The following is a 16,905-nucleotide window of genomic DNA, read 5'->3' as shown; positions in this document are numbered from 1 at the left end:
CCTCTCCCCGCGTCCCTCGCGCACACCGGGCGCCCCGGTGTACGGCGTCCACCTCGCCTGTGCGCCCGTCATGCTAGTCGTGCGCCCTGGAACCACCGGTCAAGATCAGGCAGTCTTCTGCCCTGTGGTGAGCCTCCTTCCCAACCCCGCCCCGCCCAGCGATCCGTCCGCCCACATGGTGGTGTGCGGCGACGACGGGCTGGCGCACCGCCTCGCCACCGAACTGCGCGGCGTGTACCGGGAACAGGTGGTTCTCGTGGTGCCCCCCTCGCGGAGCACCCCGCCCCAGCCGATGGCCGGACGGGCCCGGGCCGCCTCCGCCGCCCTGTTCGGCCGGATGGTGACCGCCGTCAACCGCGGCACCGGCGGCTCCGACGACACCCTCGTCCCCGACGAACGGGTGATGGAGGCCGCCGAGCCGAGCGAGGCCGTGCTCGCCGACGCGGGCGTGGACCGGGCCGCCGCGCTCGCCCTCGTGTACGACGACGACGAGACCAACATCCGCGCCGCGCTGACCGCCCGCCGGCTCAATCCCCGGCTGCGCCTGGTGCTGCGGCTCTACAACCGGCGGCTCGGCCAGCACATCGAGGAACTGCTCGACCAGGCCGCCGAAGTGGCGGGCGGCACGTCGGCGGGCCACCGGGGCGGCCACGGGGGGCACGGAGGCCACGGCGCCGACATCGCCACCACCGTGCTGTCCGACGCCGACACCACCGCGCCCGCGCTGGTCGCCACCGCCCTCGTCGGCACCAGCAAGGTCGTCGACGCGGAAGGCCTGCTGCTGCGGGCGGTGGAGCGCCGGCCGCCGCGGCCCGGGGAGGTGGCCGACCCCGGGCTGTGCACGCTGGCGCTGCTGTCCGCGACCAGCAACGACCCGGCGGGCGCTGAGGGTTCGGAGGACAGCGGCGACGGGCCCCAGCTGCTGCCGGACGCCGAGGCGGTGGCTGCGGCGACCGGGCGCGGCACGGTGGTGCTGGAGCAGGTGTCGTACTCCGGTCCCCCGCTGCCGGCCCGGCGGGCCGGGGTGATGCCGTTCGCCTCGCTGTTCTCGGCGCGGCTGCGCTGGTCGCTGGCGGGGCTGGTGGCCGCGGTGGTCGCGCTGGCGGTGGCGCTGATCCTGGTGACCGACGACCATCCGCTGCACGCCATCTACATCACGCTGCTGGACCTGTTCGCCATCAACGACCCCGCGGTCGACGCGCCGCTCGGGCAGCAGGTACTCCAACTGCTGTCCGGGCTGGTCGGGTTGTTGCTGCTGCCGGTGCTGCTGGCCGCGGTGCTGGAGGCGCTGGGCACCTTCCGCACCGCGTCCGCGCTGCGGAAGCCGCCGCGCGGGCTGAGCGGGCACGTCGTCCTGCTGGGGCTCGGCAAGATCGGCACCCGGGTGCTGACCCGGCTGCGCGAACTGCACATCCCCGTGGTGTGCGTCGAGGCCGACCCCGAGGCGCGGGGCATGGCCGTCGCCCGGCGGTTACGCGTACCGGTCGTGGTCGGGGACGTCACCCAGGAGGGCGTCCTGGAGTCGGCGAAGATCCACCGCGCGGACGCGCTGCTCGCGCTGACCAGCATCGACACCACGAACCTGGAGTCCGTCCTCTACGCCCGCTCCGTACGCCCCGATCTGCGGGCGGTGCTGCGGCTGTACGACGACGACTTCGCCAAGGCCGTCTACCGGACGCTGCGCACCGCGCACCCGGCCGCGCTGACCCGGAGCCGGTCCGTGTCGCACCTGGCCGCGCCCGCCTTCGCCGGGGCGATGATGGGGCGCCAGATTCTCGGCGCGATTCCCGTGGAGCGGCGGGTGCTGCTGTTCGCGGCCGTGGTCGTCGACGGGCATCCGCAGTTGGAGGGGCGCACGGTCGCGGAGGCGTTCCGGCCGGGGGCCTGGCGGGTGCTGGCCCTGGACACGGCCGCCCGGGGCGCCACCGCGGGTTCCGAGCCGCCGGGCTCCGGCCTGGTGTGGGACCTGCCGGACACGTACGTCCTGCGCGCCGGCGACCGCGTGGTCCTGGCGGCGACCCGCCGGGGGCTGGCGGAACTGCTGGGACGGCGGACGCGGAGCCCGCGCTGATCGCGGCGGGGTGCGCCGCCGTTCCGGGGTGATCGGCGTCCCGCCGGTCGCGGGACATCCAAGCGGCAGCACGCGGCAGGCCTCGTCGTGCCAACGAGCGCGGGGCGTGCGCGCGGGGCGTGCGACAGCACCTCGTGCTTCGGGACGCGCTGTCGCTCCGCCCCGGCAGGGACGGAGCCGCGCGGTCAGACGCGAGTCGCGCAGTCGCGCGGTCGCGCGGTCAGGCGCGGAATCGCGCGGTCAGGCGGGAAGTCGCCCGGAGCCGGCGCACGCGGTCGGAAAGGGCGCGGCTGGGAAGGGCGGGGGCCGCTCCCGGCGTGACGGGCTCGGGGCCACCCCGCGCCGGGGGGAGTCGTGCGTCCCCCCGGCGCGCGGCAGGTGCCGTCAGCTCGGCAGGTGACGGGCCGCGAAGTCGAGTTCCAGACGGATCTGCTTGATCCGTTCGTCCACCACCAGCGAGCCGTGGCCCGCGTCGTAGCGGTAGACCTCGTGGACCGCGTCGCGCGACTCGAGCCGCTTCACGTAGTTCTCGATCTGCTGGATCGGGCAGCGCGGGTCGTTCACCCCCGCCGAGATGTAGACCGGGGCCTTCACCTGGTCGACGTAGGTGATCGGGGACGACGCCTCGAAGCGCTCGGGGACCTCCTCGGGCGTGCCGCCCAGCAAGGTGCGGTCCATCGCCTTCAGCGCTTCCATCTCGTCGTGGTACGCCGTGACGTAGTCGGCGACCGGGACCGCCGCGATGCCCAGCGCCCAGTGCTCCGGCTGCGTACCGAGGCCCAGCAGGGTCAGGTAGCCGCCCCAGGAGCCGCCGGTGAGGATCAGCCGGCCGGGGTCGGCCAGGCCGGAGGAGATGGCCCACTCGCGGACCGCCGCGATGTCCTCCAGCTCGATCAGGCCCACCCGGTGCTTCAGGGCGTCCGTCCAGGCGCGGCCGTACCCGGTGGAGCCGCGGTAGTTGACGCGGACCACCGCGTAGCCGTGGTCGACCCAGGCCGCGGGGCCCGCCGCGAAGGAGTCGCTGTCGTGCCACGTCGGGCCGCCGTGGATCTCGAAGACGGTCGGCAGCGGGCCGCTCGCACCGGCCGGCTTCTGCACGAGCGCGTGGATGCGGCCGCCCGGGCCCTCCACCCACACGTCCTCCACCGGCACCGAGCCGGGCGACTTCATGCCGGGCGGGTCCAGGACCACACCGCCGGACGTGGAGCGGACCGCCGGCGGCTGCGCGGCCGACGACCACAGGTACTCCACGGTGCCGTCGGGCCGGGCCGTCGCGCCGGAGACCGCCCCGCGCGGCGTGGGGATCTTCTCCAGCCGGCGCGCGGCGAGGTCGTAGCGGAAGAGCTCGCCCCGGGCCTCGAAGCCGTGGGCGATGAGCAGGGCGCTGCCGTCCGGGTACCACTCGGCGTTCACGTCGCCGGGGAGGTCCAGTTCGAGGTCGGTCTCCTCGCCCGTCGCCACGTCCCACACCATGGGCTCCCAGCGGCCGCGGCGCTGGTGGCCGACGAGCAGCCGGGTGTCGCCCGCCACGGGGGCGAAGCCCAGCACCTCCAGGCCCAGCTCCTCGGTGCCGCCGCAGGTGTCGTCCAGCTCGATGACCGTGGTGCCGTCGGGGCGCATCACGCGCAGGGCGGAGTGCATCGCGTCCCCGTGCTCCGTGTGCTCCACGGCGATCAGGGAGCCGTCGTAGGAGAGGTCGCCGACGCCCGCCGACTCGCGGTGCCGGTACAGCTCCACCGGCGCCTCGCCCGTCCGCACCAGGTGGATCGTCGTACCGTCCTCGTCGGTGGAACGGCCGACGACCGCCGTGCGGCCGTCGCGGCCCAGCGCGAGGCCCGCCGGGTACGAGGGGTCCAGGCCCGGGGCGGCCAGCTCGTCCTCGCCGCCGGAGAAGCGCTGGCGGCGCCAGACGCCGAACTCGTCGCCGTCCTTGTCGTCGAACCACCAGATCCACTCGCCGTCCGGCGAGAGCACCCCGTCCGTCGTGCCGTTCGGCCGGTCGGTCACCTGGCGCTGCTCACCGGTCGCCCGGTCCCATGCGTACAGCTCGTACGTCCCCGTCGCGTTCGACACGAACAGGGAACGGTCGGGGGCGTCCTCCGCCCAGTCGGGGAGGGACACCCGGGGCGCGCGGAAGCGCTTCTCCCAGTCCGGCATCTCCCCGGTCTGCTGCACTCGCTCGGTCTGGTGGTCCGCCCGGTCCGGCGCGTCGGACCCGTTGCTCTCAGTCATGACCCCATACTGCCCGTCCGGACGGGCATCGCGCGTCCTCGGTCCCCAGCCTGTGGACAACTTCCTGCGGAACTTCCACCGGACCCTTCACACGATGTGACGAACGGACCGCGTACGGCCCGTCACCGGGCACTCGCGCGGGCCCTCCGAGGGCCGCCCCGCAGGCGACCCCGCGGCACGGGAACCGTCCGCGGGCCCGTACCGTTGAGGGCGTGTACCGGTTCTTGCTGACCCCCCGCTGGTGGGCGATCAACGTCTTCCTGCTGCTCTCGATCCCCTTCTGCGTGTTCATGGGGTCCTGGCAGCTGGGCCGGTTCGAGGACCGGGTGGACAACCACCGCGAGGCCGAGGCGCAGGTCGCCGACGCCAAGAAGGACACGCCCCGGCCGCTGGACGACCTGCTGCCCGTGACCAAGGCCACCTCCGGCAAGCAGGCCACCGCGACCGGCCGGTACGACACGCAGCTCCTGGTCCCCGGCCGCACGCTGGACGACAAGGACGGCTACTACGTCCTGACCCTGCTGCGCACCGACACCGGCCGCGCCCTGCCCGTCGTACGCGGCTGGCTGCCCGGCGAGCCCGACCCGGCGAAGGCGCCCGCGCCGCCCGCCGGCGAGGTCACCGTCACCGGAGCGCTCCAGGCCTCCGAGACCCCCGGCAGCAACGGCGTCAGCGCCCGCAGCGGCCTCCCGCAGGGCCAGACCGCCGCGATCAGCGCGGCCTCCCTGATCAACCTCGTCCCGTACGACGTCTACGACGCCTGGGTCACCCTGAACGACGGCGACTCGGGCATGACCGCGGTCCCCGCGACCGCGCCGGGCGGCACCGGCCTCGATCTGAAGGCGTTCCAGAACCTCGGCTACACCGCGGAGTGGTTCGCCTTCGTCGGCTTCGTGATCTTCATGTGGTTCCGCCTGTTCCGCCGCGAGGTGGAACTCGCACGGGACGCGGAGCTGGGGATCGCACCGACCGACGTCGCCGCCGAGTCCACCAAGCCCGCCGGGTCCGCGGATCCGGTGACGGAACGGGAGCCGTCGAGCACCTCGGGGGTGTGACCCCCCGAGCCCTCCGGGCCCCAGGCCCCAGGCCCCAGGCCCCAGACAACCCAAGCCTCCAGGCCGCCCTGCCGCCCAGGCGGCGCGCCCTACGCCAGGGTCAGCAGGCCCGTCCAGTACACCGTCCCCGCGCAGGCGTTGGTGACCGTCGTGGTGGCCGAGCCGGAGCCGGTGGTCGTCGTGTAGGTCACCGCCACGCTGCCCTCGGTGCCGCCGTCCTGGCGGAGGAGCTGGGTCGTCGTGCCGGGGGCGGTGCCCGTGCCCGTGGACGCGCCGGCCGTGTTCGTCGGCTCCCCGGTCGGGGTCGGGTCCGCTGAGGGGCCGCCCGTGCCGCCGCCCGCGGTGTCGCCGGGGACCGGGCAGGTCTCCGAGGGCACCCACGCGAACCGCACCTCGTACGCCTCGCCCGGTTTCAGGACCACGGTCGCCGCCTCCAGCGACGGGTCCGGCAGGGCGGCCGCCGCGTCGCCCGCGACATGCCGGGCGGTGCCGATCTTCGCCGGGTCGGCCGCGCCCTGCGGGGTCGCGCCCACGGTGCCCGGGCCGTCGACGACGCACGCCGCGCCGGAGACGTTGGTGACCCGGAAAGAGCCGTAGACCGCGCCCGCCGAGTCGGGGGCGGCGCTGGTCGCGGTGGCCGGGCCGAGCTGGTCGGCGGTGCAGGCGGGGGCGTCCGCCGTGGTGCCGGCCGAGGGGTCGGCGCCCTCGGAGGCGCCCGTGCCCGTCCCGGTGCTCGCGCCGGCCTTGTCCCCCTCCTTCGTGGGGTCCTTCCGGTCGTCGCCGATCTCGTCGGAGGCGCCGCCGGCGGTGGTCTCGCCGTTGCCGGCGTCCTTGCCCTGGCCGGTGCCGCCCTGGGCCTGTGAGGCGTGGCCGACGGCGGACGGGTTGGCGGCCGAGCCGGAGGTGGTGGAGACGTGGACGACGGCGGGGACGGCCGTGCCGAGGAAGAGCGCGGCCGCCGCCGCGCCGACGAGTGCCTGGCGTTTGCGCGCACGGCGGGCGGGGACCGCCCGGCGCAGGTAGTCCAGGGTGCCGTCGCTCGGCTCCACGTCCTGGACGGCCTGGTGCAGCAGGGTGCGCAGGTGCAGCTCGTCCGAGTCGAGCCCGTCGGGGCCCTGTTCGTCCCGGCCGTCGTTCACAGTTCCGTTCCCAGCGTGCGTGTCTCTCGGGTTCTGCCCGTGCGGTGTCACGAGCGCGCGCAGCCGCGCGAGCCCGTCCCCCTCGGGCACGCCCCCGTGGTCCGGGCCCCGTGCAGGGTCCGGACGGCGTTCCGCGGCAGCCGGTTCCGCGTCCGTTTCCGTTTGCGGTTCCGCGTCCGCATCCCGGTCCGTCTCCGGTTCCGCGTCCCGGTCCGTCTCCGGCTCCAAACCCACTTCCGCTTCCGGGTCCGTCTCCGCTTCCGGGTCCGTCTCCGCTTCCGGTTCCGTCTCCGCTTCCGGTTCCGCGTCCTGTTCCGGTTCCCGGTCCGGTGCGGTGTCCTCCCCGTCCTCGGCCTGCGGCTCCGCCGCGGAGCCATCCTCCCCCACGGCGTCCGCCGTACGTCCGGATCCGGCCGGGCGCCGGTCGCTCTCGGATCCGCCGTCGCCGTCGCCTTCGGCGGAGTTCTCGCCGGCGCCGGCCGTACGGCCGTCCGCGGCCTCCTGGCCCTTCGCGGTGTCCGCCGCGCCCCCGGAGGAGCCCCGCGAGCCCTCCGGCTCGCGTTCCTCGGGGCGCGGGTCCCGCGCGTCCTGGCCGTCGCTCATGCCGACGCCTCCATGGCCACCCGCAGCGCGGCGATGCCGCGTGAGCCGTACGCCTTGACCGAGCCGAGCGAGATGCCGAGCGTCTCGGCGACCTGCGCCTCCGTCATGTCGGCGAAGTAGCGCAGGACCAGCACCTCGCGCTGACGGCGCTGAAGCCCCTTCATCGCCTTGATGAGGGAGTCGCGTTCGAGCTGGTCGTACGCGCCCTCCTCCGCGCTCGCCATGTCGGGCATGGGCTTGGACAGCAGCTTGAGGCCGAGGATGCGGCGGCGCAGCGCGCTGCGGGACAGGTTCACGACCGTCTGGCGCAGGTAGGCCAGGGTCTTCTCCGGGTCACGGACGCGTTTGCGGGCGGAGTGGACGCGGATGAACGCCTCCTGGACGACGTCCTCGCAGGAGGCCGTGTCGTCGAGGAGCAGCGCGGCGAGGCCCAGCAGCGAGCGGTAGTGCACGCGGTAGGTCTCGGTGAGGTGGTCGACCGTGGTGCCGGCCACCACCGTCTCGTCGGCGCCGTCGCGCTGACCGGGGATGCGGGCGGGGCGCGCTGCGGGCATGGGCGCGATCACCGGCATGCCACCGGACGCGCCGGCCACGCGGGGCCGGAGCGCGCCGCGAGGCGGCCGGAACACCGTGCCACGGGGCGCTGTGAAGTCGAGTACCTCTGCCACGCCAGTTGGACACACTTCCCCCCGGGAGGGTTGTACGTGCCGGGCGTCACGTCTGCGCCGACCGGTACCGTCCACCGCCCACCCGCGTCAGGCAGCACCACCGACAGCACACCGAATGCCCTCATGCGTCCCGCTCTTCCCCTGTGTTCCATTTTGAACGGACGTCCCCACGCCCGGCTCCAGACGTCCCCACGTCTGGGAAGCAGCGTCCCCACGCCCCGGATAAGGGTGACCGCAAAGACGCTCCCCGCCCTCCGCTCGGTTGCGGCTGGCGGGGAGGTGAATCCTCGTCTGCAATCCTCGGCCCAGGAAGTTGCATGTTCAAGTGGCTCGACCGACCGGTCCGGCCCACAAGTCCCTCACAGATCCTACAAATGGATCCTCTGTGATCCAGGACTTTTATGCCCGGCCGGCGGTCCGTCCGTCCCGGGTCAGGCGGCCTTGCGCTCCGCGGCCACCAGTTCGGCGATCTGCGCGGTGTTGAGCGCGGCCCCCTTGCGCAGGTTGTCCCCGCACACGAAGAGCTCCAGCGCCGTGGGGTCGTCCAGGGCCCGGCGCACCCGCCCGACCCAGGTCGGGTCGGTGCCGACGACGTCGGCGGGCGTGGGGAACTCCCCGGCGGCCGGGTTGTCGAAGAGGACGACACCGGGGGCGGTCGCGAGGATCTCGCGCGCCTTGTCGACGGTGACCTCGCCCTCGAAGCGGGCGTGGACGGTGAGGGAGTGCACGGTGACCACGGGGACGCGGACACAGGTGACGGCGACCGGGAGGGCGGGCAGGCCGAGGATCTTGCGGGACTCGTCCCGCACCTTCATCTCCTCGGACGACCAGCCGTCCTCGCGCAGGGAGCCCGCCCACGGCACGACGTTCAGCGCGACCGGCTCCGGGAAGGGCCCGGTGTTGTCGCCCACGGCCCGCCGTACGTCGCCGGGGTGCGTGCCCAGCTCCGTGCCGGCGACCAGGGAGAGCTGGTCGCGCAGGGTCCGCACGCCGGCCTGACCGGCGCCGCTGACCGCCTGGTACGACGAGACGACCAGCTCGCGCAGGCCGAACTCGGCGTGCAGCGCGCCGAGCGCGACGATCATCGACAGGGTCGTGCAGTTGGGGTTGGCGACGATGCCGCGGGGGCGGCTGCGCACCGCGTGCGGGTTGACCTCGGGGACGACCAGCGGCACGTCCGGGTCCATGCGGAAGGCTCCGGAGTTGTCGACGACGACCGCGCCCCGCGCGGCGGCGACGGGCGCCCACTCGGCGGAGACCTCGTCGGGCACGTCGAACATGGCGACGTCGACCCCGTCGAAGGCCTCCTCGGTGAGCGCCACGACCTCGACCTCCTCACCGCGCACGGCCAGCTTGCGGCCGGCCGAGCGCGGGGAGGCGATGAGCCTGATCTCGCCCCAGACGTCCGCGCGCTGGGACAGGATCTGGAGCATGACCGTGCCGACGGCCCCGGTCGCCCCCACGACCGCCAGCGTCGGCCGCCCGGAGCGTCCGGGCCCTGCGGTGCCGGTCATCAGCGGCCGGTGCCTCCGTAGACCACGGCCTCGTCGCTGTCGGAGTCGAGACCGAAGGCGGTGTGCACGGCGCGCACGGCCTCCGCCACGTCGTCCTTGCGGGTGACGACCGAGATGCGGATCTCGGAGGTCGAGATCAGCTCGATGTTCACACCGGCGTCACTGAGAGCGGTGAAGAAGTCGGCGGTGACGCCGGGGTTGGTCTTCATGCCCGCGCCGACGAGGGAGATCTTGCCGATCTGATCGTCGTAGCGCAGGGAGTCGAAGCCGATGGCGCCCTTGTTCTTCTCCAGGGCGTCGATGGCCTTGCGGCCCTCGGACTTCGGGAGGGTGAAGGAGATGTCCGTCAGGCCGGTGGACGCGGCGGACACGTTCTGCACGACCATGTCGATGTTGATCTCGGCGTCCGCGATGGTGCGGAAGATCGACGCGGCCTCGCCGGGCTTGTCGGGCACGCCGACGACCGTGATCTTGGCCTCGGAGGTGTCGTGTGCGACACCGGAGATGAGAGCCTGCTCCACCTGCTTGTCCCCTTGCTCGATCGGCTCGCTGCTGACCCACGTGCCCTTGAGTCCGCTGAAGGACGAGCGGACGTGGATCGGGATGTTGTACCGGCGGGCGTACTCCACACAGCGGTGGAGCAGCACCTTGGAACCGGAGGCGGCCAGTTCGAGCATGTCCTCGAACGAGATCCAGTCGATCTTCTTGGCCTTCTTCACCACGCGGGGGTCGGCGGTGAACACACCGTCGACGTCCGTGTAGATCTCGCACACCTCGGCGTCGAGCGCCGCGGCGAGGGCGACGGCGGTGGTGTCGGAGCCGCCGCGGCCGAGCGTGGTGATGTCCTTGGTGTCCTGGCTGACGCCCTGGAACCCGGCGACGATGGCGATGTTGCCCTCGTCGACCGAGGCCTTGATGCGGCCCGGCGTGACATCGATGATGCGGGCTTTGTTGTGGACCGAGTCGGTGATGACACCTGCCTGGCTGCCGGTGAAGCTCTGGGCGTTGTGGCCCAGGTTCTTGATCGCCATGGCCAGCAGGGCCATGGAGATCCGCTCTCCGGCGGTCAGCAGCATGTCGAGCTCGCGGCCGGCAGGGATCGGGGAAACCTGCTCGGCGAGATCGATCAGCTCGTCCGTCGTGTCGCCCATCGCGGAAACCACGGCGACCACCTGGTGGCCGTTCTTCTTGGCTTCCACGATCCTCTTGGCGACGCGCTTGATGCCTTCGGCATCGGCTACGGAGGAGCCTCCGTACTTCTGCACGACAAGGCCCACGTGCGCTCCTCGCTCAGTCCGTCGTTGTCCACAGTCCGCCCACATATGTGTGCGCTGCGGTCCGCTCAGTCTATCGACGTCCGAAAATCCACCCTTCGCGATATCGCATGGTGAGACATCGGACGCTCGCCAGGGGCTCATGCCCAGCCTCAGCCCCGCCACTCGAAAAGTGCCCCGCGTCACACCGCGACGCGGCGGTTTCCGGTCGGCGAGAGCTTCGGGGCCGGGTGTCCGGGCTGACGCTCACGGGTTCGGGAAGACCGACGACGCTGGACGTGCCGGAACGTGTCGGGCACAACCGGCGCCGCCCGTGCTCCGCTCCGGGTTTTCTCAAGCTCCGGGACGACGTGCGGAAGCGCGGGGGAATCAGGGGGGACGCCGACAAACCCCGGACGTTGAATTCAAAACTGAAATACATGACCCGCGAACAGGCGGACGGAAAACAGCCATTGGCGAAATGATCACCCTCCGTGTTACATTCCTGCCGCGTCGAACACCTGGCCTGACCAGCCGGATTGGACGCCGGAACCGCCGTCACGAAGTGACGTGACGGTCGGAGGGGACATTAATCGGGGGAAGAAGTCCGCGGGGGGACCATTTCGGTTTCCACGCCAGTCCAGGTCGCCCTTTTGGGCTTCCTCCCCTTGTGATTGAACACAAGGGAGATCGTACATGACCCGCACTACTCTGCGTCTGGCCGCTGTTTCGGCCGTTGCCGTCCTGGCGGTCGGGGCGGGCGCGAGCCTGGCCCAGGCCGCGGAAGCCACCGCCTCGGCCCCCGCGGCGGTCTCGTCCGCGCCGGCCCTCACCGCGGCTCAGGCCCGGGCGCTCCTCGCCGACCCGGCCGTCTCCGCCGAACTGAACGCCCGGGACACCACGTCCCTGCGTGCCGTGGCCGACGGAACTGCCACCGAGGTCCAGGCCCGCGGGGCCGTCGGCGGTGCCGCCAAGGCCCTGTTCAACCTGCTGAAGAAGCACGGCGGCAAGGTGTACAGCGGCGCGGTCAAGGCCGCCAAGTCGAACTGGGGCAAGTTCCGTTCCTACATGGACGGCCTGCCCTGGTACCACCCGGTGCGCATCGCCTGGGTCGCGGCCGGCGCCGAGGCCCAGTACCAGCTGTACACGTACATCCGCGGCCTCGTCTGAGACACCGGGACTCGTCGCGTGGGGGTGGTGCGCCGTGCCGGGGGGACGGCGCACCGCCCCGCGGGGCGGAAGGAGACACAACGATGAGCAACGTCGAAGCCCCGCAGGCGCTGCGGCACCTGTGGGCCTCTCCCGCGCTGTTCGTCCTGGCGGCGTTCGTCGCGTTCAACGTGGCCGGCAGCCGTGGGGCGGGGTGGGCGCTGATGGCCGGGGGGCTGTCGGGACCGCTCGTCGCGCTCGGGTGGCAGGCGCTGCGCAGGGAACGGCCGGAGACGGCGTTCGTCGTCGTACCGCTGGGGCTGCTGGTGCTGATGTCCGTGCTGTTCGGGATCAACGAGGGGCCGCCCTGGGGCTGACGGGCGCGGCGGGACGCCGGGCACCGCCGGCTCGAATGCCTCGCAGGTGACTCGAAGGCCCCTCAGGTGATCCGAGGGCCCCTCAGGTGACCGGACGCACGCCCAGGGGGGTGCCGATCTCCTCGGCCATGACCTTGCCCGCCTCGAACTCGAGGGTGTCGTCGCCGATGCCCTGGTCGGTGTCGAGGCCGTCGAGCTCGGCCAGGGGCTGGTTCAGGCGGACGTGCGCGACGACCGACTGCAGGGCGCGCAGCGTCGCGGACGCGGTGGAGCCCCAGTTGGAGAAGTAGGAGAACTGCCACCACCACAGCGCCTCCGACGTACGGCCGGCGCGGTAGTGGGCCATGCCGTGGCGCAGGTCGGTGATGACGTCGGTGAGGTCGTCGGAGATGCGGGCCGGGACCGGGGCCTTGCGGGGCTCGTAGGGGTCGAAGACCTCGGAGTAGACGTCGATCGGCTCCAGGAGCCGGGCGAGGTTCTCGCGGAGTTCGTCGACGTCGGCCTCGGGTCCCATGTCGGGCTCGTAGCGCTCGTCGGGGACGATGTCCTCGTGGGCGCCCAGCCTGCCGCCGGCCAGGAGCAGCTGGGACACCTCCAGGAGGAGGAAGGGCACCGCCGAGTCCGGCTCTGCGCCCTTCGCGACCTCCGTGACGGCCACCAGGAAGCTCTCGATCTGATCGGCGATCTGTACCGCGAAGTCGTCCGGGTTCTGGTGCGTCGCGTGCAGCGTGGCGTCAGACATCTAGGAGTCGTCTCCCCTCGAAGGCGCGGCCGAGGGTCACCTCGTCCGCGTATTCCAGGTCGCCGCCCACCGGGAGGCCGCTGGCCAGGCGGGTGACCTTCAGGCCCATGGGCTTGATCATGCGGGCGAGGTACGTGGCCGTGGCCTCGCCTTCGAGATTGGGGTCCGTGGCGAGGATCAGCTCGGTCACGGTGCCATCCGCCAGCCGGGCCAGCAGTTCTCGTATACGCAGATCGTCGGGGCCGACCCCGTCGATCGGGCTGATCGCGCCGCCCAGCACGTGGTAGCGGCCCCGGAACTCGCGGGTGCGCTCGATGGCCACGACGTCCTTGGGTTCCTCCACGACGCAGATGACCGCGGGGTCGCGGCGGGTGTCGCGGCAGATGTTGCACTGCTCCTCCTGCGCGACGTTCCCGCAGGTCGCGCAGAAGCGGACCTTCGCCTTGACCTCCATCAGCGCGTGCGCCAGACGCCGTACGTCCGTGGGCTCCGCCTGCAGGATGTGGAAGGCGATCCGCTGCGCGCTCTTGGGACCGACGCCGGGCAGCCGCCCCAGCTCGTCGATGAGGTCCTGGACCACGCCTTCGTACAACGGACTGCCGTCCTTCCTGGTGTTCCTTCACTACGTACGGTAGAGGCCCGCGGCCCCGCTTAGAAGCCCCGAAGGCCCGCGGGGCCCCGGCCGGTGACCTCGCTCAGAAGGGGAGGCCGGGGATGCCGCCCCCGCCGAGCCCCTGGGCGAGCGGGCCGAGCTTCTGCTGCTGCAGCGTCTGCGCGTTCTCGTTCGCCGCCTGGACCGCCGCGACGACCAGGTCCGCGAGGGTCTCGGTGTCCTCCGGGTCCACGGCCTTCGGGTCGATCTTCAGCGCCCGCAGCTCGCCGGAGCCGGTGACGGTGGCCCGCACCAGGCCGCCGCCCGCCTGGCCCTCGACCTCCGTGCGCGCCAGCTCCTCCTGGGCCTTGGCCAGGTCCTGCTGCATCTTCTGGGCCTGCTGGAGCAGCTGCTGCATGTTGGGCTGGCCACCACCGGGGATCACGATTCGCTCCTAGGTCGGTATGTCGGGTCGACGCCGGGTCGCCGCGTCGGTCCGGGTGCGACGACCGCACCCTCGGCACGAGCCTACGTGCTCGGGACGGCCGTTGCCCCGGCACTCTTTCGGGTGAGTCCGTTCCGGGGCCCTATACCCGATGACCGCCTTCTTCCGGGCGTAAAAGCGCGCGAACCCCCGACGCGCCCACCCGTTGGGCGGTAGGAAGGGCCCGGCGCGCGAGCACCACGCGTGACCGGCCGACCGCGCGCGGTGCGTGCGCGTGGGGTCGGTCAGGTCGGTTCAGGAGGGGAGATACCGGGTGGGTCAGCCGGAGATGCAGCCCGAGGGTCGGCCTCACGACGGGCGGGGCGAAGGCGCGGCGGGGCTGCGTCCGGGCGACCCCGTCGGCCGGGCGTTCCCGCTCGGGGACTGGGGGGAGCCGGCCGCGCGGCTGGACGAGCTGTACCGGTGGGTGGAGCGCGGGGCGCTGGACACCGCCGCGTGGTACCTCGAGGACCGGATGTGGAAGCGGCGGTGCGCGTGGGCGCTGCGGGCCGGTACGGCGGTGGGGGCGTTGGCCGGGGCCGCGTTGCCGCTGCTCGATCTGACCGGGGCGGTGGACGGTGTCACGCCGTGGGGGTATCTGGCGCTGCTGGTCGCCGTGGCGTGTGTGGCGGCCGATCGTTTCTTCGGGATGACGTCCGGGTGGATGCGGGACGTGGCGACCGCGCAGGCCGTGCAGCGGCGGCTGCAGGCGTTCCAGTTCGACTGGGCGTCGGAGTGCGTGCGGGAGGTGCTGGGGCCCGCGGAGGGGACGGCGAGTGAGGCCGCGGAGCGGTGCCTGACGGTGTTGCGGCGATTCACCGAGGACGTGACGGAGCTGATCCGGGTGGAGACGGCGGACTGGATGATGGAGTTCCGGAGCGGGGTGCCGTTGGGGGTGCGGTCCGCCCTGGCCGGCGGAGGGCGGGCCGAGACGGCGCTGCCCGTCGGACGGTTCGCCGCCGCGCCGAACGGGGCCCGGCCGAACATGCCTCGGCAGCGGCCGCCGGAGGCGCGGTGAGGTTCCGCCGGGGGCGCATTCGGGTGTGCGGTGCGCCGATGTCGGCGGGCGGGTGTCCGCGCAGCCCGGCGTTTGCGGGGTGCCGTCCGCGCCCACCCGTGCCGCCCTGCGGCACGGCTGCCCGCGGGCGGCGGCGCGCGGCAGCCGTCAGTCGCGGGTGTACGTCAGCCGTTCGCCCGTGCCGGTGCTTTCGCGGCGGAGGGTGCCGTCCGGGAGCAGGGTGATCTCGCTGGCGGAGCCGGGGGTGCAGGCGGAGCGGGGTTCGCCGACGGTGACCGTGGAGGGGCCGATCCGGAGGCGGCCGTCGGAGGCGTCGGTGAGGCGGGCCTCGAAGACGCAGTGGTAGGTGCCGTCGCCGGTGGGGCCGTCGGCCACCAGGGACATCACCGTGTCGCCGGCCTCGCCCTGCCGCACGGTGAGGCGGCGGCTGTGGGAGCCGCTGTCGTTGTCGATGGTGGTCGACCAGCGGCCCAGGAACTCCTCCGGGACCGTCCCGTCCTCGGGCTCGCTGCCGCTCGGTGAGCGCGTCTCCTCGGGCGGCGCGTCGTCGGTGGTGGCCGCGTCGCCGGTGCCCTGCGGTGCGCTGCTCGGCGCGGCGGGCGTCGACGGGTCGCCGCCCGCGCGGTCGTCGTCCCGGGCGCCGTTCATCAGCGCGTACACACTGCCGCCCGCGGCGAGCGCCACCACCAGCGCGATCACCACGAGCAGCGCGGTGGAGCGGTTGTCGCGGCGCGGCCCGTGCGGTGGGGGAACGTACGGCGGCGGGCCGTAGGGCGGGGTCGCGCCCGCGGCGTGGCCGCCGTACGGGTAGCCGTACGCGGGCGGCTGCGGGTGCTGCTGCGGTTGGCCGTAGGCGCCTCCGCCGTACGCCCCACCCTGCGCGGGTCCCGGTGCCGGTCCCGGCGGTGGGGCCGGGGCGCCGCCCTGGCCGACCACGACCGTGGGCAGGTGGTTCACGCCGGGCTGTCCCGGCGGGGGCGGGACAGCGCCGTCGTCGGCGGCGCGCGCGTGCTCGGCGGGCGCCTCCCCTCCCGGCTCCCCGGAGGGCGCCGGCGCCTGGGGGTCCTCCGCGTCGAGGAGCCGTACGGCGTGCCGGCCGAGCTGGGCGACCAGCGCGCTGGGCAGCCACGGATCGCGGGAGCGGCCGTCGGCGACCGTGTCCTCCGCGCCGGTGGCGGCCAGCACCTCGTCGAGCGTGGGCCGGGCCGCCGGGTCCTTGCGCAGGCACGACCGCACCAGGTCGGCGAGCCCCTCGGGCACCTGCGTGAGGTCGGGTTCCTCCTGCGCGATGCGGAACATCAGCGCGTGCACCCCGCTGTCGGCGGTGCCGAACGGCAGCGCGCCGGTCGCCGCGTAGGTGAGCACGGAGCCGAGGCAGAACACGTCGCAGGCGGGCGTGATGCGGTCGCCGCGCACCTGCTCGGGCGCCATGAAGCCGGGCGAGCCGACGAGCGCGCCGGTGCGGGTGAGTCCGCCGTCGGTGACCGTCTCCAGCGCGCGGGCGATGCCGAAGTCGATGACGCGGGGCCCGTCGATGGTGACGAGGACGTTGGACGGCTTGAGGTCGCGGTGGACGATCCCGGCCGCGTGGATGTCCTTGAGGGCGTGGGCGAGGCCCGCGCCGAGGATGCGCACCGACCGCTCGGGCAGCGCCCCGTGGTCGTGGCCCACCACCTGCTGGAGGCTCGGCCCGGCGACGTACCCGGTGGCCACCCACGGCACGGCCGCCTCGGTGTCGGCGTCCAGCACGGGTGCGGTCCAGTCGCCGCCGACCTGCCGGGCGGCCCGCACCTCCTGGCGGAAGCGGGCGCGGAACTCCTCCTGGCGGGCGAGCTCCTCGCGGACCAGTTTCACGGCGACGGTGCGTCCCCGGTCGGAGCGGGCGAGGTAGACCTGGCCCATGCCGCCGGCGCCCAGCCGTGCGAGCAGCCGGTAGCCCCCGATCGTCTGCGGATCCCCGATCCCGAGCTGGTCCATCGCTGCGCCGCCTTCCCCCGCAGTGAGCAAC

At 73.4% G+C, this 16,905-nt stretch carries 14 protein-coding genes; 5 read left to right on the top strand and 9 right to left on the bottom strand.

The features are described from left to right. The first annotated feature begins 175 nt into the window (after nt 1–175). Nucleotides 176–2,071 (top strand): NAD-binding protein, encoded by a 1,896-nt coding sequence (locus ACQZOG_RS15605; protein ID WP_359520497.1) that lies wholly within the window; start codon nt 176–178, stop codon nt 2,069–2,071. 384 nt (nt 2,072–2,455) lie between these two features. Here ACQZOG_RS15605 and ACQZOG_RS15600 read toward each other — a convergent pair whose 3' ends face one another. After that, nucleotides 2,456–4,303 carry a S9 family peptidase gene (locus ACQZOG_RS15600; protein ID WP_203550414.1) on the bottom strand — a complete coding sequence of 616 codons (1,848 nt, stop codon included), beginning with the start codon at nt 4,301–4,303 and terminating at the stop codon, nt 2,456–2,458. Nucleotides 4,304–4,515: 212 nt separating this feature from the next. Here ACQZOG_RS15600 and ACQZOG_RS15595 point away from each other — a divergent pair, with 212 nt between their 5' ends. After that, nucleotides 4,516–5,358, top strand: a complete 843-nt coding sequence (locus tag ACQZOG_RS15595; RefSeq protein ID WP_203550415.1) for an SURF1 family protein — start codon at nt 4,516–4,518, stop codon at nt 5,356–5,358. Between the two features lie 89 nt (nt 5,359–5,447). On the opposite strand, the gene ACQZOG_RS15590 is transcribed toward ACQZOG_RS15595, so the two are convergent. The 4 genes from ACQZOG_RS15590 to ACQZOG_RS15575 all read right to left on the bottom strand — a co-directional run bounded on the left by ACQZOG_RS15590 (nt 5,448) and on the right by ACQZOG_RS15575 (nt 10,559). Next, entirely contained in the window at nt 5,448–7,100 is a 1,653-nt protein-coding gene (locus ACQZOG_RS15590) for a hypothetical protein (protein WP_106963305.1), read from the bottom strand. Continuing rightward, nucleotides 7,097–7,672 carry a SigE family RNA polymerase sigma factor gene (locus ACQZOG_RS15585; RefSeq protein WP_033274845.1) on the bottom strand — a complete coding sequence of 192 codons (576 nt, stop codon included), beginning with the start codon at nt 7,670–7,672 and terminating at the stop codon, nt 7,097–7,099. The genes ACQZOG_RS15590 and ACQZOG_RS15585 overlap by 4 nt, the downstream gene beginning before the upstream one ends. Nucleotides 7,673–8,199: 527 nt before the next feature. Beyond that, nucleotides 8,200–9,282 carry an aspartate-semialdehyde dehydrogenase gene (locus ACQZOG_RS15580; protein ID WP_033274844.1) on the bottom strand — a complete coding sequence of 361 codons (1,083 nt, stop codon included), beginning with the start codon at nt 9,280–9,282 and terminating at the stop codon, nt 8,200–8,202. Then, nucleotides 9,282–10,559 carry an aspartate kinase gene (locus ACQZOG_RS15575; protein ID WP_033274843.1) on the bottom strand — a complete coding sequence of 426 codons (1,278 nt, stop codon included), beginning with the start codon at nt 10,557–10,559 and terminating at the stop codon, nt 9,282–9,284. Before ACQZOG_RS15575 ends, ACQZOG_RS15580 begins: the two co-directional genes overlap by 1 nt. 672 nt (nt 10,560–11,231) lie before the next feature. Here ACQZOG_RS15575 and ACQZOG_RS15570 point away from each other — a divergent pair. Both ACQZOG_RS15570 and ACQZOG_RS15565 read left to right on the top strand, forming a co-directional pair. Next, nucleotides 11,232–11,705: a hypothetical protein gene (locus ACQZOG_RS15570; RefSeq protein WP_230228985.1), complete on the top strand. Its 474-nt coding sequence runs from the start codon at nt 11,232–11,234 to the stop codon at nt 11,703–11,705. Nucleotides 11,706–11,788: 83 nt separating this feature from the next. Then, a complete protein-coding gene (locus ACQZOG_RS15565) occupies nt 11,789–12,061 on the top strand; it encodes a hypothetical protein (protein ID WP_037640815.1) in 273 nt (90 codons plus the stop codon). An 82-nt stretch (nt 12,062–12,143) separates the two neighbouring features. On the opposite strand, the gene ACQZOG_RS15560 is transcribed toward ACQZOG_RS15565, so the two are convergent. From ACQZOG_RS15560 to ACQZOG_RS15550, 3 genes are all read right to left on the bottom strand, one after another. After that, complete coding sequence (locus ACQZOG_RS15560) at nt 12,144–12,803, bottom strand: DUF5063 domain-containing protein (protein WP_037640814.1); 660 nt, start codon at nt 12,801–12,803, stop codon at nt 12,144–12,146. Beyond that, nucleotides 12,796–13,395, bottom strand: a complete 600-nt coding sequence (gene recR, locus ACQZOG_RS15555) for a recombination mediator RecR (RefSeq protein ID WP_030863096.1) — start codon at nt 13,393–13,395, stop codon at nt 12,796–12,798. Before recR ends, ACQZOG_RS15560 begins: the two co-directional genes overlap by 8 nt. A 103-nt stretch (nt 13,396–13,498) precedes the next feature. Further along, the gene (locus ACQZOG_RS15550) at nt 13,499–13,840 is read right to left on the bottom strand and encodes a YbaB/EbfC family nucleoid-associated protein (protein ID WP_078492938.1); all 342 of its coding nucleotides are present in this window, start codon (nt 13,838–13,840) and stop codon (nt 13,499–13,501) included. 313 nt (nt 13,841–14,153) lie between these two features. On the opposite strand from ACQZOG_RS15550, the gene ACQZOG_RS15545 reads away from it, so the two are divergent. Beyond that, a complete protein-coding gene (locus ACQZOG_RS15545; protein ID WP_037640813.1) occupies nt 14,154–14,897 on the top strand; it encodes an SLATT domain-containing protein in 744 nt (247 codons plus the stop codon). Nucleotides 14,898–15,044: 147 nt separating this feature from the next. On the opposite strand, the gene ACQZOG_RS15540 is transcribed toward ACQZOG_RS15545, so the two are convergent. Continuing rightward, complete coding sequence (locus ACQZOG_RS15540) at nt 15,045–16,874, bottom strand: serine/threonine-protein kinase (RefSeq protein ID WP_430741564.1); 1,830 nt, start codon at nt 16,872–16,874, stop codon at nt 15,045–15,047. Between the last annotated feature and the right edge of the window lie 31 nt (nt 16,875–16,905).

Origin of the sequence: Streptomyces sp. P13-3-3 (assembly GCF_050571355.1) — a bacterium.
Taxonomy (GTDB): domain Bacteria; phylum Actinomycetota; class Actinomycetes; order Streptomycetales; family Streptomycetaceae; genus Streptomyces; species Streptomyces althioticus.
The sequence above is the reverse complement of the archived record's forward strand: the minus strand, read 5'-3'. Positions and strand labels throughout refer to the sequence as shown.

Bases quoted from the DNA above. Each gene is read 5' to 3' on its own strand.
- ACQZOG_RS15565 (WP_037640815.1), top strand. From the start codon at position 11,789: ATGAGCAACGTCGAAGCCCCGCAGGCGCTGCGGCACCTGTGGGCCTCT.
- ACQZOG_RS15600 (WP_203550414.1), bottom strand. From the start codon at position 4,303: ATGACTGAGAGCAACGGGTCCGACGCGCCGGACCGGGCGGACCACCAG.
- ACQZOG_RS15570 (WP_230228985.1), top strand. From the start codon at position 11,232: ATGACCCGCACTACTCTGCGTCTGGCCGCTGTTTCGGCCGTTGCCGTC.
- ACQZOG_RS15605 (WP_359520497.1), top strand. From the start codon at position 176: ATGGTGGTGTGCGGCGACGACGGGCTGGCGCACCGCCTCGCCACCGAA.
- ACQZOG_RS15580 (WP_033274844.1), bottom strand. From the start codon at position 9,282: ATGACCGGCACCGCAGGGCCCGGACGCTCCGGGCGGCCGACGCTGGCG.
- ACQZOG_RS15585 (WP_033274845.1), bottom strand. From the start codon at position 7,672: ATGCCGGTGATCGCGCCCATGCCCGCAGCGCGCCCCGCCCGCATCCCC.
- ACQZOG_RS15560 (WP_037640814.1), bottom strand. From the start codon at position 12,803: ATGTCTGACGCCACGCTGCACGCGACGCACCAGAACCCGGACGACTTC.
- ACQZOG_RS15590 (WP_106963305.1), bottom strand. From the start codon at position 7,100: ATGAGCGACGGCCAGGACGCGCGGGACCCGCGCCCCGAGGAACGCGAG.
- ACQZOG_RS15540 (WP_430741564.1), bottom strand. From the start codon at position 16,874: ATGGACCAGCTCGGGATCGGGGATCCGCAGACGATCGGGGGCTACCGG.